The following is a 20,948-nucleotide window of genomic DNA, read 5'->3' on the forward strand; positions in this document are numbered from 1 at the left end:
CCGTGACGGCCTAGCCTCGGGGTGTGAGCCTTCCGCCCCGACTGCGGGCCGTCAGCGACCTGCACGTCGGGCACCCGCAGAACCGCGCGTTCGTCCAGGAGCTGCGCCCCGACAACGACGGCGACTGGCTGCTCGTCGCCGGTGACGTCGCCGACCGGTTCGCCGACATCGAGTGGGCGCTCGGGCTGCTGAGCAGCCGGTTCGCGCGCGTCGTCTGGGCGCCGGGCAACCACGAGCTGTGGACGCCACCGCGAGACCCGGTCACGTTGCGCGGGGAGGAGCGCTACCGCGAGCTGGTGCGGATGTGCCGACGGCTGGGGGTGGTCACCCCGGAGGACCCGTACCCGGTGTGGGACGGTGACGGCGGCCCGGCCACCATCGCCCCGCTCTTCGTGCTCTACGACTACACGTTCCGGGTGCCGGAGGCGCGCACCCAGCAGGAGTCGCTGGCCCTGGCGTACGCCGCCGGGGTGGTGTGCACCGACGAGGCCCTGCTGCACCCCGACCCGTACCCGAGCCGGGAGGCGTGGTGCGCGGCCCGGGTCACCGAGACCGAACGCCGGCTGGCCGAACGCGACCCGGCGCTGCCGACGGTGCTGGTCAACCACTACCCGCTGGTGCGGGAACCCACCGACGTCCTGCGGTACCCGGTCTTCGCCCAGTGGTGCGGCACGGTCCGCACCAGCGACTGGCACCTGCGCTTCGACGCCGCCACCGTCGTCTACGGGCACCTGCACATCCCCCGCACCATGTTCCACGACGGGGTCCGTTTCGAGGAGGTCTCCCTCGGCTACCCCCGGGAGTGGCAGCCCCGAGGGCCGGTGCCCAACCCGGTACGCACCATCCACCCGGCGGACGACAGGCGCCGGCGCGCGTCCGTCACCGGGTGAGGCCAACCAACGTGGCCAGTCGCGCCACGCCGGCCGGCACCTCAACCTTGAGCTCCCGCCATGTCCCGGACGGCGGCTGGCGAACTAGCCCTTCGTGGCGCGGGCGGCGCTGTCGATGAAATCAGCTACCGGGCCGGGTTGCGAGACTGCCACGGCGTGAGACGCCTCGACCTCGACCGTGGTGGACCCGGCCCGTTGGGCCATGAAGCGCTGCAGGTCCGGCGGAATGCCCAGGTCCCGGGTAGAGATCAGGGTCCATGACGGGATGGTCTTCCAGGCGACCTTGGTCACGGACCCGGTCTGGGCGCTCTCGGTGGGCGGCCGCTGCGTAACCGCCATCACCTCGGCGACGTCGGGGGCGACGTCGGCGGCGAACACCGCCGGGAACTTGTCTTGCTCGATGTACTGCTCCATGCCGGTACTACCGTCGGGCAGACGACAGGGAACCATCTTGATGGAAGTACCGAGTTGGCTTCCGGGATACTTCATGGTCAGGTCGAGCACACTTTCGCCGACATCCGGGCTGATGCTGGCGACGTACACCAAAGCCTTCACGTTGGCGGCGCCGTCCGCAGCCTCGGTCATCACTGCTCCGCCGTACGAGTGTGCGGCCATCACGACCGGACCGTCCACGGTGTCCAGAACGGAACGGACGTAAGCGGCGTCTTCCTGCACACCGCGCAGCGGGTTGGCGACTGCCATGACCGGATAGCCTCGACGCTTGAGGTGAGCGATCACGCCATTCCAGCTCGACGAGTCGGCAAAGGCCCCGTGCACGAGCACGACAGTGGGCAGCCCTGCCTTCTGCCCGGACGCGTCAGGAGTTGCGTTCATTCAGCATCACCTTCCGAATTGTCACACTGCCGCTGGGCGTGGAAGCACGACGGTGAGCGGCGGAAACGTTCGATGGGGTGCCTGGATGGCGACCGCGAGGCGGCCCGAAATCCCGACCCGGTGCGGCACACCACAAGCATTCAGCACGGATGAGACGCCTGTCAGCGAATCCAAGAAGACGGGGGCTCTTCACAATGTGAAGTGTCTTCGGTGCCGCTGATTGCGCCGTTTGTCGTCGAACTCGCGCACAAACCAGCGCGGCTGGACCATTTCGGCACACGATTGTCGGCGAGGTGTCGGCGATACTGTGGGCGTGGAGTACGTGTCCAGAGTGCCGCGACCGCCGCTGGACGGGCTGATCGACGACCTTTACTACCTGCAGGGTGCGCCGCCGTACGCCCGGCTGACGCTGCCGGCAAGTCCGGCGGCGCTGCTCATCATCAACCTCGGGGCGCCGTTTCTCATTCGTGGCGGCACCGACGTCGAGACGGCCGAGTATGCCGATGGCTGCGTGGTCACCACGCCCACCCGCGCGTTCGATTTCGGCTACCCACTCCGGACCCGGTCCGTCGGCGTGCACTTCAAGCCGTGGGGGCTGGCGCCGTTCCTGCCGATGCCCGCGGCCGAACTGTGTGACCGGCCGGTGACGGTGGAGCAGGTTTGGGGCCGGCCTGCCATTGCCGAGCTGCGGGACCGGCTGGCTATGGCCGAGGGGCCGCACGAGATGCTGACGCTGCTCGAGCACGAGCTGATGCGACGGCTCGGCGACGCGGCCGGCCTGGGGCTGGTCCGCCATACGAGCCGCGTCATCGCGGCGACCAGCGGGGCGGTGGCTATCGACGACCTGAGGGTTTCAGCCGGGGTCAGCAGCACTCATCTGGCACAGCGGTTCAAGGAGCTCATCGGCGTCACGCCGAAGCGGTTGGCCCGCACCTACCGCTTCGCCGCCGCCGTGTTGTCGATCAACCCCGCGGAACCGATCGACTGGGCCGAGCTCGCCAGTAGCGCGGGCTACTTCGACCAGGCCCACTTCGGCCACGAGTTCCGGGCCTTCACCGGGCTCACACCGACACGATATGTCGACGTCAGGCGGCGGTTCCTGCGCGAACATCCCGGCCACGTGCTGGACGGGTGGCCGCTGCCGACCGATTGATTCCTTACAAGAGCGACAGTCCACGAAACCCTAATCTGAGGGCATTCCCAAGCAGAGGAGCGCCATGGGCAAGGTGGTCATGTACAGCTCGGTGTCGGTGGACGGCTTCATCGCGGACGAGAACGACCAGCCTGGACCGCTGTTCGACTGGCTGCTCAGCGGTGACGTGCCGTTGGACGAGAGCGGCGCGTTGAAGGTGTCGCAGACGTCCTACGACTACACCCGGCCGTACTGGGACCAGATCGGGGCGACGATCGCCGGCCGCCACGTCTTCGACATGACGGACGGCTGGGACGGGAAGCCTCCGGGCGGGGTCGACCACGTGGTCGTCGTGACGCACCGGCCGAAGCCCGAGGGCTGGGACCCCGGGGCGCCTTTTCACTTCGTCGACGGCGTGAAGGCAGCGGTGGCCAAGGCGCAGGAGCTCGCGGGTGACCGCCTCGTCGAGGTCGCCGCTGGCGACGTCGGTGGCCAGGTGCTTGCCGCCGGCCTGGTCGACGAGGTGCGCATGGACGTCGTACCCGTCGTGTTCGGGTCCGGCAAGCGCTACTTCGGGTCGGTCCACGCGCAGCACCTGTTGGAGGATCCCGACGTGGTGATTCAGGGCAACCGCGTGCTTCACCTGCGCTATCGGGTAAGCCGTTGACCGACGTGAGCGGGTGCGCGGAGAAGCCCACTGCGAACGGTCGGCATCGGCGGGCAGGCGTTCGGTTGCGGGGCGGCCGCCGGTCGGCGTCCGGCGGCCGCCCACGTCCGATCAGCTGGCGTAGACCTCCAGCGTCGACAGTTGTCCGGCCGGCCAGCCGGTGTTGCCGGTGACCGTGATCCGCACGTAGCGGGTCTGCGCGGCGGTGAAGGTGAGCGTCACCTGGTTGCCGCTGGCCGGGTCGAAGGTCCGCCCCGCCGACCCGACCAGCGTGTTGAAGCTGCCCCCGTCGGTGCTGCCCTGCACGGACAGGGTCTGGGTCCGGCTGGCCCACGCCGACGACGGCGGCAGCTTCAGCACCACCCGCCCCACCGTGCGCGAGGAACCCAGGTCGACCTGCACCCACTGCGGGAACGCGTTGTTGGCGCTCTCCCAGTAGCTGTTCGCGTCACCGTCGACCACGTTGCCCGACCCGTAGCTCTGGACGTGGCTGCTCTCACTGGTGGATCGACCCCGGGCGAGGTCTGCGTTGGCCGCGGCGTCCGTGGTGACGGTGACCGCGGTGGACGCGGCCGAGGTGTTGCCGGCGGCGTCGCGGGCGGTGACCGTGAAGGTGTACGCGGTGGACGGGCTGAGCCCGCTCACCGTCGCCGTGGTGCCCGTGACGGTGGCGACCACCGTGCCGCCCTGACGCACCTGGTAGCCGGTCACCCCGGTGTCGTCGGTGGAGGCCGTCCACGCCAGGGACACGCTCGTTGACGTCTTGCCGGTCACGGTGAGGCCGCTCGGGGTGGTCGGCGGGTTGTCCGGGACGGTGCTCCCGGCGTACACCTCGACCTGGGCGAGTTGGGCGGCCGCCCAGCCGGTGTTGCCGCTGATGCTGAGACGGACGTAGCGGGCAGTGGTGGTCGTCAGCGTGCGGGTGACGGTGTTGCCGGTGGCCGGGTCGAAGGCGAACGCGGAGGCGCCAGCGATGGTGCCGAAGGAGCTGCCGTCGACGCTGCCCTGCACGGTGATGGTCTGGGTCCGCGCTCCCCAGCCGGCGGGCAGCCGCACCACGAGCTTGTTGACCTGGTGGCTGGCGCCGAGGTCGACCTGCCACCAGTGCGGGAAGGAGCCGCCGCCGCTCTCCCAGTAACTACTGGCGTTCGAGTCCACCGCGTTCGACGCCGGGAACCCGCCGCCCTGGCTGCTCGCCGAGGTGGATCGGCCGGCGGCCAGGTTCCCGGTGGCCGGTGGCGGGGTGCCGACCATCGGCGGTGTGGGGCGTACCGAGGTGAGCGCGAGTTGGCCCTTGAGCATCCGGCCGCCGTCGGCGGTGATCCGCAGGTAGTAGTCGGAGGAGCAGGCCACGCCGTCCTCGTCCAGGGCCCGGATGTTCGCCCCGGCCGGGGTGGTGGCCTGGGTCTCGGACGTCTTGGCGATCTGGTTGCCCTCGTTGTACTCGTCGAACATGGACACGTACAGGCCCTGAGAGCCGAGCCGGACCATGTTGTAGATGTGCCGCCAGTAGAAGTCGCCGTGCTTGCGGTGCCCCCCGGCGAGGTCGCCGGGCATCACGCAGGGCAGGTAGTCGATGCCGCGCGCCGCGCAGTCGGCCATGTCGCCGACGTTGACGTTGTTGTAGTACGAGTCCAGCTCCTCCACGGTCCTGGCCCGGTAGACCATCCAGGGCGAGATCGCGTGGAACGCGTGGTAGACGTCGAGGAAGCCGGGGCGGGAGTCCTCGATGCCCTGCCGCCACCAGGTGGGCACGCCGCCGATGACGTAGCAGCCCTGGGCCTTGAACCAGTTGATGACCTCCAGGCAGGGGCCCGGGGTGAAGGGTCGGCTGGGCTCGCTGAAGCCGAATCCCCAGATGCAGACGACCGGCTTGCCGTTCTGCCGGGCGTACGCGGAGGACGCGGTGTGCGCCGCCATCTTGGTCGTCCAGTCGGTCTTGATCTCCGATTGGAAGGTCAGCCAGTCGGTGACGTCGTACATGATGTAGAACTTGCGGTTGTACCGCTCGGCGGCGGAGCGGACCTTCTGGGTCATCGCGTCGCGGGTCGGGCCCTCGCCGCCCATCGGGTTGAACCGTTGCAGCGCGGCGGTGTCGCACCCATTCTCCTGCATCCAGCGGAAGTGGGTGTCCACCGTCTGCTGGTCGTACGAGGAGAAGAGGGTGGCCGGCTGGCCGTTGCCCAGGTTGGGGTACGCGGTGGGATAGGTGCGGGTGTACTCGCGCATGTCCGGCCAGGACACGATTGTGGTGTTGGCGGGTGACGGCGGCTGGAACCGGTCGCGGCTCCAGTGCCACCATCCGCCGATCGGCGCCCCGTCGCCGGGTGCGCTGAACCAGCCCTGGTAGCCGACCGTCACCTTGCCGACCACGTCCCCGGGGGGACTGGCGGCCTGCGCGGGGCTGGACATGCTGGTGAGCAGCTCGGTGGTGGAGGCGGTGGCGAGGGCGGACCCGGCCAGCACCGATGTGACGAACTTGCGGCGGGAGACCGCCATGACGACCACTCCTTCGGGACGGAAGGCATTGACGGCCATCGTGGCAGCAGTGGATGCCGACCCGCAAGAGTTAGACTGATCGATGAAATTACCAATCAGATGACGGGAATTACGCGCTAGCCCGTCAGTGGCTGATGGCCCGCTCCAGCGCCCGCACCGGCGACAGGATCTGGCTGCCGGCCTGGCGGCGGCGGGCGTCGCGCACCGTCATCCGCACGCCCTCGGTGAAGCCGATCTTGGGGTACCAGCCGAGCAGCTCGCGCGCCTTTTTGGTGTCCAGTGCCATGTTGCGCACCTCCGGCCAGGGCAGCGGCTCGTAGCGGGCCGCATTGCCGACGCCGGACGCCTCCCGGACCGTGTCGTACACCTCGTTCACGCTCGTCTGTACACCCGAGGCGATGTTGACCATACCCACCCCGGGTTGGTGACAGGCGACCGCGATCGCCTCGGCGACGTCGCTGACGTGAATGAAATCCCGGGTCTGCGTGCCGTCGTCGTAGATCACCACCTGCCGGCCGCCGAGCAGCGCGTCGACCATCAGGGACACCACGCCGCAGTCGCTGCCCTCCTGCCGGGGCCCGTAGACATTGCCCAACACCATCGAGGTGTACGACAGGCCGAGCTGACGCCCGTACCAGTCGAGGTAGTGCACACCGGCGGCCTTGCTGATGCCGTATGGGCTCACCGGGGCTATCGGATGGTCCTCCCGGACCGGCAACTCATCGGCGGCGACGCTGCCGAAGATGGCGCTGCTGGCCGCGTTGATGACCAGCCGTACGCCGCTGCGGGCGCAGGCCTCCAGCACGTTGACGGTGCCGAACACGTTCACGTCGGCGTCGTACAGGTGTGACCGGCGGGCGGCGGGAACGCTCGGCTGTGCGGCGAGGTGCACCACCACGTCCGGCTGCCACTGGTGGATCACCTCGACACCCTCTGGCGTACGGATGTCACCCGCTACGACGTCCGCCTCGGTCAGCCCGCCGTAGGCGGCGTCGGCCAGGTTCTCGATCCGGCCGGTGCAGAAGTTGTCGAGCACCCGGACCTGGTTGCCCATCAGCATCAGCCGGGCGACCACATGGCCGCCGATGAAGCCGGCGCCTCCGGTCACCAGAACGCGCCGGGGCACCAGATCCGTCGGCAGGTCGACACCGACGGCGGTAACGGGCAGGTCCATGTGGAACTCCTTGGCACGACGGAACGGTCGGCCCGCTGCGGCAACCGGACGGCCGGAAACGACCGTAACCCACTCAACAGCCGCTAATCGGACGCTTAGCCCAACATCCGAGGTGCATATGTGAGATCCGGTCCCTACAGTCCTGTTTTCACCTGTTCGATGCCATTCACGTTCTTATCGATAGTAATTTGCTCTCGCACGGTGCTCGCCGGCAAGCCCCGGCAGCACCTGACCGAGAGGGAGGACGGCGCGTTGAGAGAGACTCCGGATCCGCCACCGCGGACCCAGCTCGGCGACCTGCTGGGGACCTACGCCCGCCGCGACGACCGGGCGGCTGTCGTGACGGGCGCTCCGCTGCTGTCGGTGCTGCTGGTCAGCTGGAACACCCGCGAGCAGACCCGACAGTGCCTGGAGTCGCTGGCGTCGACCGCCGACCCCGATCTCGACTACGAGGTGGTGGCCGTCGACAACGGCTCGTCCGACGGCTCAGCCGACCTGCTCGCCGACCAACCCCGGGTCCGACTGATCCGCAACAAGCACAACAACGGTTTCGCCGCCGCCGTGAACCAGGCGTACCGCCGGGCGAACGGGCAGCTGATCCTGCTACTCAACAGCGACATCCGGTTTCACCCGGGCGCGCTGTCCCGGATGGTCGACCACCTGCGCAGGCGGCCGGACGTCGCAGGGGTCAGCCCGCTGTACCTCAACCCGGACGGCACCTTCCAGCAGCACTACGTCCAACAGCCCAGCTTCGCCGCCACCATCGCGCTGGTGACCGCGCTGCGCCGGCTACCCGGGTTCCGCCAGGCACTGCACCGGTTCCAGATGCGCGGCGAGGACTTCAGCCGTCCCCGGCAGCTCGCCTCGGGCAGCTGCATCCTGCTGCGCCGCAGGGTGCTCGGACAGCAGACCATCTTCGACGAGACGTTCCCCGTCTACTGGAACGACACGCTCCTCGCGCGGCAACTCGACCAGGCCGGGCACGAGCTGTGGATGCTCCCCGACGCGATGGTCACGCACAGCCGTGGCGCGTCCTGCCGGCTGCTCGGGCCGACCATCCGCTTTCGACACCTGCTGGGCAGCCTGGTCGGGTACCTGCGGATGACCCAGCCCCGATTCCGGTTACCGGTGTTCCGGGCCGCGCTGCTCGCCGACCACCTGATCAAGCGGCTCTTCGGTCGATCCGTACAGCTGGGCCTGGGCGACCTGCTCGCCGCGCTGCGCGGCGACGTCGGCCCGCTGCCCGACGGTGACACCCGCGACTGGGTGGTGCTGTTCGGCCGAACCCGCTGGTCCGTCGACGGGCATCCGGCGGTGCTGGGGCAGTTGGCGCCCGGGCAACGGTTGCTCTTCGTCGACCCGCCGGGAGGCCGGCCGCGCTGGCGGTGCGAGGTGACGCCGATCGGCTCGGCGGCCTGGCACGCCGTCGCACCGACCGCGCTGCCGCTGGGTGATGCGGTACCGCTGGTCAACTGGATCAACCGGCGGATCGCGGCCGGTGCGCTGCGTGGCTGGCTGGACCGGCACGCCGGCGCCCGCCTGCTGCGACTCGACGACGAACGCGCCCGCCCGGTGCTCGGCCGCCTCGGCGAGGACGCGGTGCTGCCCGCCGGAGCGCCACGGCCGATGGAGTGGTCGGGCCGTGGCTGAGCACACCACCCTGCAACCGGCGGCTTTGCTGCTCGCCGGCACCGGGCTGGGTGGAGTGGTGACCGGGGTGACCCTGCTACCCGGGTCGGTCGGCCTGGCCGCCGCCATCGGCGTGCTGTGTGCCGGCGTGTTCCTGCTCCGGCCCCGGAGACCGGCACCGACCACCTCGACGACAGCACCCGCTGATCGCGATGGGGCCGGAGCCAGCGTGGCTCCAGCCCCAGCACGGTCCGCAGGGCGGGTGGAGCGGCCGTCTTAGGCCGAGAAGTTGCGGAACAGCAGGGACGCCAGGCCGAGCGCCAAGGCCAGGTTGAACACGGTGGCACTGGCGAACACCGCCACCGGTCGCCAACCCGCCTCCCGCAGCGACGCGACCCGGACCTCCAGGCCGATGCTGACGAAGGCCAGGATCAGGAACCACACGCGCAGGTCGTTGACGATGGCGATGGTGGCCTTGCCGTCCGCACCAGCCCCGTCGAGGTACCAGGTGGCGATGACCGAGGCCGCGATGAAGCCGAGGACGAACTTCGGGAACCGCGTCCACAGCTCACCGAGGCCCGGTCGGGCCGCGCCGGGCCGTCGTTCCACCCGCAGCGTGAAGTACGCGGTGAGCGCGACCGCGACCACACCCATCAGGGCGTTCTGGGTGACCTTGACGATGCTGGCGATCTGGAGCGCCTCCTCACCGGCGAGCGCTCCCGCCGCGGTGACCGCGGCGGTGGTGTCGATGTTGCCACCGATCCAGGCGCCGGCCACCGCGTCGGAGAGCCCGAACACGTCGGCCAACCAGGGCAGGATGAAGATGGAGGGCAGCGCGAAGATGATGACCAGACTCGCCGTGTAGGCCAACTGCTCACGGCGCGCCCGCACCGCGCCGGCGGCGGCGATCGCCGCGCTGACCCCGCAGATCGACACCGCCGACGCGAGCAGCGCCCGCAGCTTGTCGTCGAGGCCGAACCTGCCGGCCAACCACCAGGTGAAGAAGAACACCCCGCTGATCAGCAGGATCGCCTGGGCGATCGCCGGGCCGGTGGCGCTGGCGATGACGGCGAGGTTGATCGACGCCCCGAGCAGCACCAGGCCGGTCTTGATGAAGAACTCGGTCCGGAACGCGGCGGCGATGCGGTCCCGCCACCCGAGCACTGTGACGGCGACGTTGCCGAGCAGGCCGAGCAGGATCGCGTAGACCGGGTACTCGATCGCCGCGCCGACGTCCTCGACGGCGGTGCCCTCGGCCCAGGCCGGAACGTTCTGCTCCAGGTAGCGGGTGAGCGCGGCGAGACCGACCACGATCAGCAGGCCGAGCGCCGTCCAGGCCCAGAAGGCCCCGTCACGCGCGACCCTGGTCGGCTCGGCCGGACCGGCGGTGGTCGACGCACCGCTGGGCTCGCCCACGTCGTCGGCGCGAGTGGCGTCGTCGACGCCTGTGGCGTCGGTCGTGCCGGGCTCACCGCCCGTGCGGGTCGCGTCGGCGGTCATCAGGGCACCAGCCCGGCGGGGATGGCGCCGAGCAGGACCAGGGCGAGCAGGGCCAGCCCGAGGATGGTCGCCACCCAGTCCTCGTTGAACGCGAGCCGGGACTCACCGGCCGTCGGTGGGGTGGACGGTGAAGGGTCGGATGTCATGGCGTACCTCCATGGTTGTGAACCGATCCGGCAGCGCCGGATCGGTCGGAAGTGCGGTGCGGACCGCGCGGAGCCGGATCGATGCGCGGGGGGTCACGGGTCAGCGCGCGAGCCGGCAGGCGGCTGGAGAGGGAGTGCGGTGCTCAGTCGGTGCCCGGTGCGCCCGGACAGAGCTCGCTGGCGGTCCGCATCAGGTCGACGACCCGACGCGAGGTGAGGAGCGGACCAACCGGCATTCACGCATTTTCCTACCGACTCGATAGGAATTCAAGACCGTCGACGCGGTTTCTCCGCGCGTGGCACCACCGACGGCGGTGCCGGAGCCAACGCCGGCTCCGGCACCGTCGGTTCGTCCGATGTCGCTACGGGGTCGGGTACTGGGTCAGGTAGACGGGAGCGCCGACCTTGGTCATGTCGGCCGCGTCGCCGGCGCCGTTGACGACGTGGTCGATCGTGCCGGCGCTGAGGTTGACGGTCATGATGTGGTGCAGCCGCACCCCCGGACGGTTCGGGACCTCGAAGCCGTTCTCGGTGTGGATCGACGGGTTGTTCTGGTTGAACACGTACACCCCGCCGCCGTAGAGCGTGTGGTGACGCACCCGGTCACCGACCTTGTACCCGGCCCAGCCCTCGACCGCGCCGTTCATCCAGTCGGCCTGCGTCGGCGGGTCGTACGGCAGCTCGTTCTGGTAGAGGATCGTGGTGCCGTGCTCGCCGTTCCAGACCGTGTTGTAGCGCTGGAAGTGCTCGACGAACAGGCCGGTCGCGGTGACGTGGTCGCCGTTGATGACGGCGCCGTAGCGACCGGTGTTGGTACGCCAGCGGTCGGTGTCACCGTTGACGCCCTCGGTGAAGCCCTCGACGCCGTGGTCGCCGCGCCACACCCAGGTGTGGTCGATGAGCACGTTGTCGCTGTTGACCTCCAGCGCGGTGTTCGTCCGTCCGATGTGCGGGCCGCCGACCCGGAAGTACACGTCGGAGAGCGTGGTCGGGTTGTGCGGGCTGCTCGCGTCGTGGCCGTGCTGGCGTCCGACCCGCAGCAGGACCGGCGACTCGACGAGGCCGGCGTCGATCGTGACACCGGCGACGATCACGCCGGGAACACCGGCCACGTCCAGCGGGATCGCGCCGTTCACGGCGGTGAGCGTGGCGTGACCGATCCCGAGCACCACGGTGTTCGGACGCCGGACCTCGATGCTGCGTGCGATGTCGTACGTGCCGGGGGTGAGCAGCAGGTGCTTGCCGCGCGCCAACTGGCTGTTGATGACGCGCACCGAGTCGGACGGCTTGGCGATGAAGAAGTCGTCGATCCCGATGGTCCGCCCCGGCGTCATGCCGTCGGCCCAGGAGACACCCCGGCTGTCGCGCTGCGCGGCGGGCACCCGCACCTGGTAGCGACCCTTCCCGTCGACGAAGAGGTAGGGCTTCTCCCGGCTGATCGGGGTGGTCTCCAGGGTGGTGTACGGCGGGTCGGGGAACGTGGCGTCGTCCGGCGCGCCCTCGACCCCCGCGAACACCTGGTTCCACACCGCGTTGGACCAGCCAGCGACCTCACTGTTTCGGGTCAGCCACTGCTGCTGTGAGCCGTTCGTCGTGGCCGGCAGCCGCGAGTCGGCGATGAACCCGCCGCTGGCGTACTGCGGGCCGGCGGTGCAGTAGTCCATCAGCGACAGGCCACCGCCGCCGATGTTCAGTCGGCGCATCGACACCGCCTGGGAGACCGCCCAGAAGTTCGCCGACGACCGGCAGCCGTCCTGGCCGGCCGCGTTGATGGTGAGCGAGAGGTTGGACAGGGTGCGCCAGAAGTTGACAAGCGCGAGGCAGTTGCCGGTGCCACCGTCGGCGAGGCAGCGGTTGTAGACCTCCAGCTTGCCGTTGACGCTGACGTCGGTGGGCGAGGCGCCCAGGCCGGACACCTCGGTGTAGTAGCCGACCTTGGCCTGCAACGGCTGCGCGGCCGTGCCGTACGTGCCCGGCTTGAACAGGTAGGCGTGCCGCTCGGTGCCCATCTCGTTGTCGACCTGCCGGGCGTGCGCCGCGTCGAGGGTCTGCTGGATCTCGGCGACCGGCATGGACGGGTCGAAGATGGTCACGTTCGGGCCGAAGTCGGGTGCGCCGTGCGTCGGGCGACCGGCGCTGGCGGCGGTGCTGGTCACCGCGACGGCGGTGGTCACCAGCACAGCGAGAAGGAGGGTACGACCGGAGCTCCGGCGAACCCGTCGGGACGGGGCTGTCATGTGGTTCGTCCTCTCCGCTGGCCGGGCGTGATTCCGGCGCAGCTGGGGGCGGTGAGAGCGCTCTCTGACCCTTGCCGCCGGAGGTTGGGCCGGGCCGGAAGGGGTTGACATGTTTCTACCCGTTAATTCGGCCGCACGCCACGACCAGGGGTGGCGAACCTTCGCGCCGGGCCGCGACGCGAGCCCTCTCCCCCGCGATCTTGCACTTCCTGCGGCCGTTACGCGGCTTTCGTGTCTTATGGCACTGCACAAAGCGCAAGATCGTGGAGTTGGCCAACGCGCTTATGGTCCACTTCGGGTCGGCGCCACGCGGTTAGGATGACCGCCGTGCAGTTCGGGGTGCTCGGGCCGCTCGCCGTGACCACCGACGCCGGCGAGCCGGTGGTGGTGCCCGGCACGAAGGTCCGGGCGTTGCTGGCCGACCTGTTGGCCAACCGCAACCAGGTGGTCTCGGCGGACCGCCTCATCGACGACCTGTGGGGTGACGGCGCGCCCGCCAACCCGGCCGGCGCCCTCCAGGTGCGGGTGTCGCAGCTGCGCAAGGCGCTCAACGACGCCGAGCCCGGGGCCCGCGAGTTGGTCGAGTCCCGGCCACCCGGCTACCTGCTGCGGGTCGACGCGGTCGACGCCGGCCGCTTCGACGAGCTGGCCCGCTGCGCCGACGTCGAGCGGCTGACCGAGGCTCTCGCGTTGTGGCGCGGCGAGGCGTACGCCGACGTGGCCGACGCCGAGTTCGTGCGTGCCGAGGCGGCCCGCCTCGCCGAGCAGCGCCTCGTCGTGCAGGAGCGGCTGGCGCAGGCCCGGCTGGCCCGGGGTGAGCACGACCTGGTGGCCGCGGACCTGGCCGAGCTGGTCGCCAAGCATCCACTGCGTGAGGGTCTGCGGGCGGTGCAGCTGCGCGCGTTGTACGCGGCCGGCCGCCAGTCCGAGGCCCTGGACAGCTACGCCGACCTGCGGGCCCGGCTCACCGAGGACCTGGGCCTCGACCCCGGCCCGGAGCTGGTCGCCCTGCACCGCAGGATCCTCGAACAGGACGCCGGCCTGAGCGCCCCGCCGAGGGCGGCGATCATCCGGAACAATCTTCCGGCCCCGCTCGACGAGTTGATCGGGCGGGCCGAGGCGCTGGCCGAGTTGGCGGCGCTGCTGCCCCGGCAGCGGCTGGTCACGCTGCTCGGGCCGGGTGGCGTCGGCAAGACCCGGCTGGCCACCGAGACGGCCCGCGCACAGTCCTACCCGGACGGAGTGCAGCTGGTCGAGCTGGCCCCGCTTTCGGCCGGTGACGCGCGCGTCGCCGAACAGGTGCTCGGCGCCCTGGGCGCCCACGAGGCCGCCGGAACGACCCTGTCCCCCGCCGACCGGGTGGTCACGGCCCTGCGGCACCGGCAGCTGCTGCTCGTGCTGGACAACTGCGAACACGTCATCGAACCGGTCGCCGAGCTGGTCGCCCGGCTGCTGCGCGACGTGCCCGGGGTGAGCGTGCTGGCCACCAGCAGGGAGCCACTCGGGCTGGCCGGTGAGCTGCTCTGGGAGGTACCCCCGCTGCCGGTGCCCGACGACGGTGACCTGGACGCGGTCCGGCGCTCGGCGGCGGCCCGGTTGTTCGTCGCCCGCGCCGCCGCGCAGCAGCGCGGTTTCCGTCTCGACCGGCAGACCGCGACCGCCGTGGCCCAGCTCTGCCGCCGCCTCGACGGTCTGCCGCTGGCGCTGGAGTTGGCCGCGACCCGGGTCCGCGCGCTGGGCGTACGCGGGGTGGTGGATCGGCTCGACGACCGGTTCCGGTTGCTCACCACCGCGCAGCGGGACGTGCCACCCCGGCAGCGGACGCTGACCGCGGTGATCGGCTGGAGCTGGGACCTCCTGGAGGAGTCCGACCGGGCGGTGCTCGCCCAGCTTGCGGTGTTCCCGGACGGCTGCACCCCGGAGGCCGCCGAACAGGTCTGCCGAACCGACCTGGACACCCTCGCCCGGCTGGTGGACCGGTCGCTGGTGGTGCTCGACGACTCCGGTGTGGCCCCCCGCTACCGGCTCCTCGAATCGGTGGCCGCGTTCTGCCTGGAACGCCTCACCGACGCCGACGAGGTACGCGGTCGGCACGCCGCCTACTACACGGAGTTGGCCGAGCGCGCCGACCCGGGGCTGCGCGGGGCCGACCAGCAGCGGTGGCTGGCGCTGCTCGACGCCGAGATGGCGAACCTGCGATCGGCGCTGGAGCACGGTGGCGGGCTGCGCCTCGCGATCGCGCTGAGCTGGTACTGGTTCCTGCGCGGCCGGCTCACCGAGGCACGGCGGGCCCTGGCCCTGCCCGGTGACCCGGAGCAGGAGGTTCGCGCGGCCCCCTGGCGGATGGGCTTCGCCCTCTCCCAGGGTGTGGCGATCGCACCGGAGGACGTACGCGCCGCGGTGGCGGCCGACCCGAACGGCCACGCCGCCTGGTTCGCGGCCAACGCGCTGATCGAGCACGGCGACCTGGCCCTGGTGTCGGAGCTGCTGCCCACCGCCGTCGACGACCCGTGGACCGAGGCCGCGGTGCTGGCCTCCCTGGCCCACATCGCACACGCCAACGGTGACCAGACCGCCCTGGAGCGCACCGCGACCCGCAGCGCCGCGCTCTTCGCCGACCTCGGCGACCGGTGGGGTCGGCTCCGGGCCACCGAGTGGGTGGGTGGGCTGGCCGACATGCGCGGCGAGCACGAGCGCGCCGCCGCGCTGCACCGGGAGGGTTTGCGCTGGGCCGAGGAGTTGGCGCTGTGGCCGCAGGTCTGCGCCGAGCTGTCCTGGCTGGCCTGGCTCGCCGTGCAGACCCGTGACTACACGCAGGGTCGGGAGCTGGCCGAACGCGCGTACGACCTGGCGGTGGAGCAGGGCTCGCCCGGCGCGCTGATCTTCGCGGAGATGAGCCTCGGACTGGCCGCCCGCCGCGACGGCAAGCTCGACCTGGCCGTCACCCACCTCAGCCGCCTCGCCGACCTGGGGCGGGGCGAGAGTCAACCCGCGCTCTACCTGCCGATGGTCCTGGTGGAGCTGGGCTACGCGGTCGAGCAGGGCGGCGACCCGGACGCCGCGTTGGCCCTGCACATCGAGGCGTTCGAGACCGCCGAGGCGATGGCGACGATGCGGGACGCGATCAACCCACTGGAGGGGATGGCGGCGGCGGTGCGCTCCCCCGAGGTCGCCGCCCGGCTGCTGGGCGCCGCGGCCGCCGCCCGACTCGCCACCCAGTCCCCCGCCGCGCCGGCCGAACGCGACGACACCGACCGGGTGACAGCACGACTGCGGGCCGAACTCGGGCCGCAACGCTTCGACGCGCTGCTCGCGGAGGGCGCGCAGCTGAGCCCGGGCGAGGCCCGGGCCCAGCTCTGACCGGTGCTCAGGAGGTCACCTTCGGCTGGTACGAGGCGATGATCACGCCGCTCTTGTGCACCCGGGTGTCGACCAGGTCGAACGACGCCTTGAGGTCGGTCAGCGGGGCGGTGAGGCTGGGGCCGCCCTCCAGCACCGGGTGGATCCAGAACCGGACCTCGTCCACCAGGCCCGCCCGGATCAGCTGGGCGGTGACCGAGCCGAAGCCGTACTGGATGATGTTCTTGCCCTCCTGGGCCTTGAGCGCGGTGACCGCCTCGACCAGATCGCCCTGGAGCACCTCCGTGTTGTTCCAGGTGGGATTGGTCAGGGTGGTCGAGGCGACGTACTTCTTGACGTTGTTGAAGTACGCGGCGCCGGTGGTCGGGTCACTCTCGTCCATGTTCGGCCAGGCGGCGGACATGCCGTCGTAGGTGGCCCGGCCCATCAGCATCGCGTCGGCCTCCTCGGTCTGCGCCCCGGCGAGGCCGGCGGCCTCCTCGTCGAAGTACGGCGCGGTCCACATCGGGCTGTCGATGACGCCGTCGAGGGTGATGTAGGTCGAGTTGACGAGCTTGCGCATCGGGATCTCCTGGGTGTCTGTCGTGCTCTCCGGTGACACCCAGAACTCTGCCGGCAGCCGCTTACGATTCGCTTCAGGTGGCCTTACCCGCGTCGTCGGCCGGGCCTGGCGCCTGGTCGGTCAACGGGATCGGCAGCGCCTGCGGGGTCACCGTGCCGGCGCCGGTCGAGTGGGCCGGGGCGGGGCGGTCACCGACGCGGCTGTGTAGACGCCCGCGCCCGGCCGGCCCGGCCCGCCGGGTCACCTCGACGGTCAAAATCCGCACCGGCGGTGGCGGCACGGTGAAGCGCCCGACACCCCACCGCACCCAGATCGGGATCCGGCCGGCGTCCGCCTCCGCGCGCAGCTTCTGCACCGTACGGGCCCGGTCGGTGTGGTCGACCTCCACCACGACCGGCGGGCCGTCGGGACGGGCGCACGCCACGTCGAGCACCGAGTGCCGCTCCTGGAGTGGCGGTGGCAACGGCAGCACGCTGGGCGCGCGCCGGTAGACCCGCCAGCCCTGGGCCTCGGCCCACCGCACCACCGCGTCGATCACCCGCGCGGTGACCTCGTCGGTGTCCAGGTCGACGAAGGTCACCTCGGCCAGCCAGCGACCCAGGTCCGCGGCCAACCGCTCGCCCTGCGCCGTGACCTCCACCGGCGCAGGATAACGCCTCAGCCGACGACGGTCGCGGTGGCGGCGAGGTGCCGGGTCAGCCAGGCGGTGGTGGCCGTCCGGGCCGCCTCAGCGTTGGCCCGGGCCAGGAAGTCGTGCCCCTCCCCGGCTAGCACCAGGTGCCCGTGCGGCACGCCCCGGGCGGCGAGGGCCTGGGCTACCTGCGCGGACTCGCCCGCCGGCACGTTCGTGTCGTTGGCGCCGTGGATCAGCAGCACCGGCACGTCCAGCCGGTCGATGTGGGTCAGCGGGGAGAGGTCGCGCAGCAGGTCGGCGTCCCGCTGCGGGTCGCCGTACTTGCTGACGGCGGCGGCGGCGATCCACGGCTCGGTGCCGGCGAAGAAGGTCCGGAAGTCGGAGATGCCGCACTCGGCGACCCCGGCGGCGAACAGCCCGGGGAAGTTCACCAGCACCGCGAGGACCAGGTAACCGCCGTAGGAGCGGCCCAGACAGCCGAGCTGACCGGGCCGGGCGACGCCGGCGTCGACGAGGTGGTCGGCGCAGGCCGCCACGTCGGCGATCGCACCGTACCGGCCGGCGAGGTTGTCGGCGGCGACGAACGAGCGGCCGAACCCGGACGACCCCCGGACGTTGGGCGCGAAGACCGCGACGCCCTGCGCCACGAGAGCCTGGAACAGCGGGTTGTAACCGGGACGCTCCTGCGCCTCCGGGCCACCGTGCAGGCTGATCGCGGTGGGCCAGGGGCCCGGCCCGGCCGGGCGGTAGAGCCAGCCGGAGAGGGGCAGCCCGTCGCGGGCGCGCAGGTCGACAAGTTGCGGCGCGACACCGGCATCGTCCGCACGCGGGGCGGCGGTGTCCGGCCGCAGCGGGCGCGGCGCCCCCGTCGACGGGTCGACCAGCCACACCTCCCGAGGCTGCACCGGCCCCTGTGCGGTGAGGCAGAGCAGGCCGCCGTCCGCGGCGAAGACGGCGTCGCCGAGCACCTCGCCGGGGGCGGTGACCGCTCGCTGCACACCGGTGGTGACGTCGAGCAGGCTCAGCTCGCTGCGTCCGCCGTAGGTGTTCCACAGCAGCGCGCCGCGCCGCCCGTCCACGCTGGGCGTGACGTGTTCCAGCTCTGCGTCCGGTCGCCCGGCGAGCCGGGTCGGCGGCTGCTGCGGTCGGGTCAGGTCGACCCGCACCAGCGCGGCGAGTTCGGAGTACGCGTCGGTGCGAGCCAGCACGCTCGTGCCGTCCGGGCCGAACCAACCCTGGTCGGTGCTGCCCCGCCCGGTGTCCGGGAACAGCCGACGCCGAACGCCGGTCGCCACGTCGAGCAGCTCCAGCCAGCGGGCGTTGCGCGGGCCGCGACGCAGCAGCGCCACACCGGCGTCCGGGGTCACGTCCAGGAGGGTGAGCAGGTCATCCTGGGCGAGCACCCGCCGGTGCCCGGTGGCCGCGTCGACCAGGAGGGCCTGCCCGTGCTCGTCGGTCTCGGTGACCGCCAGCACCGCGCCGTCGGGCAACCAGCCGGCCAGCGCGGCGCTGCGGCGACCGAACCCGGCGACCTGGTGGCGTCGCGTGCCGTCCGGGCGCAGCACCCACAGCTCGGTGCGGGGTGCCCCGCCGGGGGCGACGACGCAGGCCAGCCACTGGCCGTCCGGCGACCAGCTCAGCGCGAGGACCGGCTCGTCGCCCACGGGCAGCGCGACGGGCACACCCCCGTCGACCTGGCAGACCCAGACCGAGGGCGTGCCAGCCCGGTCGGAGAGGAACGCCACCCGGCGGCCGTCGGGGGACGGCGCGGGAGCGAAGTCCTCGCTGGCGGGCACCGGCGACGACGCCGGCCGGTGGCTCGCGGGTCGGGCCCGCCGGGTGGTACGCGGCGCCTCGGTCCGTACGCTCATCTAAACCCCGATCCGCTGCAACCAGAGCTCCAGCAGCCCGAGCTGCCAGAGCGCGTTGGAGCCCAGCGTGGTCCGCCGGGCGTTCGGCGCGTCCAGCAACTCCTCCAGGTAGTCCTTGCGGAACAGACCCCGCTCCCGCGCCGGTCGGGCGGTCAGCGCGTCCCGCACGTCGTCGAGCAGGGGGCCGGAGAGGTGCCGGATGGCGGGCACCGGGAAGTAGCCCTTCGGCCGGTCGATCACCTCGTCCGGGACGATGCCCCGGCTCGCCGCCTTCAGCACGCCCTTGCCGCCCTGCGCCAGCTTCAGGGCGGGTGGGCAGGCGGCGGCCAGCTCGACCACCTCGTGGTCGAGGAACGGCACACGGGCCTCCAGCCCCCAGGCCATCGTCATGTTGTCGACCCGCTTGACCGGGTCGTCGACGAGCATCACCAGGCTGTCCAGGCGCAGCGCCGCGTCCAGCGCGGTGTCCGCGCCGGGTGCGCCGAAGCGCGCGGCGACGAACTCCAGGCTGGCGTCGTGGTCGAGCATCCACTCGGGTGCCAGGTGCCCGCCGAGCGCGTCGTGGCGACGGTCGAAGAACACCCGGGCGTACGCCTCGACGGCGTCCGCGCGGGCCACGTTGGCCATCGGCGGGTACCAGTCGTAGCCGGCCAGGATCTCGTCGGCGCCCTGCCCGGACTGCACCACCGTGATCCGCTGCGAGACCTCCTCGGAGAGCAGGTGGAACGCGACGCAGTCGTGGCTGACCATCGGCTCGCTCATCGCCGCGATGGCCTGGTGCACGGCCGGGACGAACCGCTGCGCGCCGATGCGGATCTGCTGGTGGTCGGTGCCGAAGTGCCGGGCCATCAGGTCGGAGTAGTGGAACTCGTCGCCGCTCTCCCCCGCCGCCGCCTCGAAGCCGATGCTGAAGGTGGCCAGGCCGGTCTGGCCCTGCTCGGCCAGCAGGGCGACGATCAGGCTGGAGTCGAGACCGCCGGAGAGCAGCACGCCGACCGGCACGTCGGCGACCATCCGCCGTCGTACGGCGGTGCGCAGCGCCGCCATGAGTCGTTCCTGCCACTCGCCGGCGGACATGGCGGGGGCGGCGGCCCGGCTGAACTCCGGCCGCCAGTAGGTGGTGTCGGTGCTCCGGCCGTCCCCGGTGATCACCCGCACGGTGGCCGGCGGAAGCTTGCGGACCCCGGCGAGGATCGTGCGCGGCGGCGGCACCACCGAGTGGAAGCTCATGTAGTGGTGCAGCGCCACCGGGTCGAGGTCGGTGTCCACGTCACCGGCGGCGAGCAACGCCGGCAGCGTCGAGGCGAAGCGCACCCGGCCCGGCCCCTCGGCCAGGTAGAGCGGCTTGATGCCGAGCCGGTCCCGGGCCAGCACCAGGGTGTGCGTGGCCAGCTCGACCAGGGCGAACGCGAACATCCCGTAGAACCGCTCGACGCAGGCCGTCCCCCACCGGTGGTACGCCTTGAGGATCACCTCGGTGTCCGAGGTGGACCGGAAGGAGTAACCGGCGGCGGTCAGCTCGTCGCGCAGCTCCCGGTAGTTGTAGATGCAGCCGTTGAAGACCAGGGCCAGACCCAGCTCGGGGTCGACCATCGGCTGGGCGCCCCCGTCGGACAGGTCGATGATGCGCAGCCGGCGGTGCACCAGGGCCACCGACCCCTGCTGCCACCGGCCCTCGCCGTCCGGGCCCCGGGAGGCCAGCTCGGGGAGCATCCGCTCGACGGCGGCCACGTCCGGTGGCGCCCCGTCGAGGCGGAACTCGCCTCCGATACCGCACATGGCACGCACCTCTCATCGGCTGGGGCCGCTGACC

Annotated in this window: 15 protein-coding genes; 5 read left to right on the forward strand and 10 right to left on the reverse strand. The window is 71.5% G+C overall.

Annotated elements, in window-relative coordinates; translation table 11 throughout:
* The first annotated feature begins 23 nt into the window (after positions 1-23).
* On the forward strand, positions 24-890 hold the full coding sequence (locus ACIBD9_RS22955) for a metallophosphoesterase family protein (RefSeq protein WP_396720624.1): 867 nt from the start codon (positions 24-26) through the stop codon (positions 888-890).
* An 84-nt stretch (positions 891-974) separates the two neighbouring features.
* Here ACIBD9_RS22955 and ACIBD9_RS22960 read toward each other — a convergent pair whose 3' ends face one another.
* Positions 975-1,724, reverse strand: coding sequence for an alpha/beta fold hydrolase (locus tag ACIBD9_RS22960; protein WP_396720626.1), 750 nt, complete (start codon positions 1,722-1,724; stop codon positions 975-977).
* A 313-nt stretch (positions 1,725-2,037) separates the two neighbouring features.
* Here ACIBD9_RS22960 and ACIBD9_RS22965 point away from each other — a divergent pair, with 313 nt between their 5' ends.
* Entirely contained in the window at positions 2,038-2,877 is an 840-nt protein-coding gene (locus ACIBD9_RS22965; protein WP_396720628.1) for a helix-turn-helix domain-containing protein, read from the forward strand.
* 64 nt (positions 2,878-2,941) lie between these two features.
* Positions 2,942-3,523 (forward strand): dihydrofolate reductase family protein, encoded by a 582-nt coding sequence (locus tag ACIBD9_RS22970; RefSeq protein WP_396720630.1) that lies wholly within the window; start codon positions 2,942-2,944, stop codon positions 3,521-3,523.
* Positions 3,524-3,634: 111 nt separating this feature from the next.
* On the opposite strand, the gene ACIBD9_RS22975 is transcribed toward ACIBD9_RS22970, so the two are convergent.
* Positions 3,635-6,022, reverse strand: a complete 2,388-nt coding sequence (locus tag ACIBD9_RS22975) for a discoidin domain-containing protein (protein WP_396720632.1) — start codon at positions 6,020-6,022, stop codon at positions 3,635-3,637.
* A gap of 124 nt (positions 6,023-6,146) precedes the next feature.
* Complete coding sequence (locus ACIBD9_RS22980) at positions 6,147-7,196, reverse strand: NAD-dependent epimerase/dehydratase family protein (RefSeq protein ID WP_396720634.1); 1,050 nt, start codon at positions 7,194-7,196, stop codon at positions 6,147-6,149.
* Positions 7,197-7,448: 252 nt separating this feature from the next.
* Between ACIBD9_RS22980 and ACIBD9_RS22985 the strand changes: the two genes are divergently transcribed.
* Positions 7,449-8,846, forward strand: coding sequence for a glycosyltransferase family 2 protein (locus ACIBD9_RS22985; protein ID WP_396720636.1), 1,398 nt, complete (start codon positions 7,449-7,451; stop codon positions 8,844-8,846).
* Positions 8,847-9,101: 255 nt separating this feature from the next.
* Here ACIBD9_RS22985 and ACIBD9_RS22990 read toward each other — a convergent pair whose 3' ends face one another.
* From ACIBD9_RS22990 to ACIBD9_RS23000, 3 genes are all read right to left on the reverse strand, one after another.
* On the reverse strand, positions 9,102-10,325 hold the full coding sequence (locus tag ACIBD9_RS22990; RefSeq protein WP_396720638.1) for a YeiH family protein: 1,224 nt from the start codon (positions 10,323-10,325) through the stop codon (positions 9,102-9,104).
* Positions 10,325-10,471, reverse strand: a complete 147-nt coding sequence (locus ACIBD9_RS22995; RefSeq protein WP_396720640.1) for a hypothetical protein — start codon at positions 10,469-10,471, stop codon at positions 10,325-10,327. The genes ACIBD9_RS22990 and ACIBD9_RS22995 overlap by 1 nt, the downstream gene beginning before the upstream one ends.
* Before the next feature lie 362 nt (positions 10,472-10,833).
* Positions 10,834-12,708, reverse strand: coding sequence for an adenylyl cyclase (locus ACIBD9_RS23000; RefSeq protein WP_396720643.1), 1,875 nt, complete (start codon positions 12,706-12,708; stop codon positions 10,834-10,836).
* A 318-nt stretch (positions 12,709-13,026) separates the two neighbouring features.
* Between ACIBD9_RS23000 and ACIBD9_RS23005 the strand changes: the two genes are divergently transcribed.
* A complete protein-coding gene (locus ACIBD9_RS23005; RefSeq protein ID WP_396720646.1) occupies positions 13,027-16,068 on the forward strand; it encodes a BTAD domain-containing putative transcriptional regulator in 3,042 nt (1,013 codons plus the stop codon).
* Positions 16,069-16,075: 7 nt separating this feature from the next.
* On the opposite strand, the gene ACIBD9_RS23010 is transcribed toward ACIBD9_RS23005, so the two are convergent.
* The 4 genes from ACIBD9_RS23010 to ACIBD9_RS23025 all read right to left on the reverse strand — a co-directional run bounded on the left by ACIBD9_RS23010 (position 16,076) and on the right by ACIBD9_RS23025 (position 20,914).
* Entirely contained in the window at positions 16,076-16,630 is a 555-nt protein-coding gene (locus ACIBD9_RS23010) for a dihydrofolate reductase family protein (protein WP_396720648.1), read from the reverse strand.
* Between the two features lie 73 nt (positions 16,631-16,703).
* Complete coding sequence (locus ACIBD9_RS23015) at positions 16,704-17,270, reverse strand: hypothetical protein (protein WP_396720651.1); 567 nt, start codon at positions 17,268-17,270, stop codon at positions 16,704-16,706.
* 17 nt (positions 17,271-17,287) lie between these two features.
* Positions 17,288-19,135 carry a prolyl oligopeptidase family serine peptidase gene (locus ACIBD9_RS23020; RefSeq protein WP_396720654.1) on the reverse strand — a complete coding sequence of 616 codons (1,848 nt, stop codon included), beginning with the start codon at positions 19,133-19,135 and terminating at the stop codon, positions 17,288-17,290.
* Positions 19,136-20,914: an N-acetylglutaminylglutamine amidotransferase gene (locus ACIBD9_RS23025; RefSeq protein WP_396720657.1), complete on the reverse strand. Its 1,779-nt coding sequence runs from the start codon at positions 20,912-20,914 to the stop codon at positions 19,136-19,138.
* Positions 20,915-20,948 lie beyond the last annotated feature (34 nt).

This window comes from Micromonospora sp. NPDC050784, assembly GCF_044456765.1.
GTDB lineage: Bacteria > Actinomycetota > Actinomycetes > Mycobacteriales > Micromonosporaceae > Micromonospora > Micromonospora foliorum.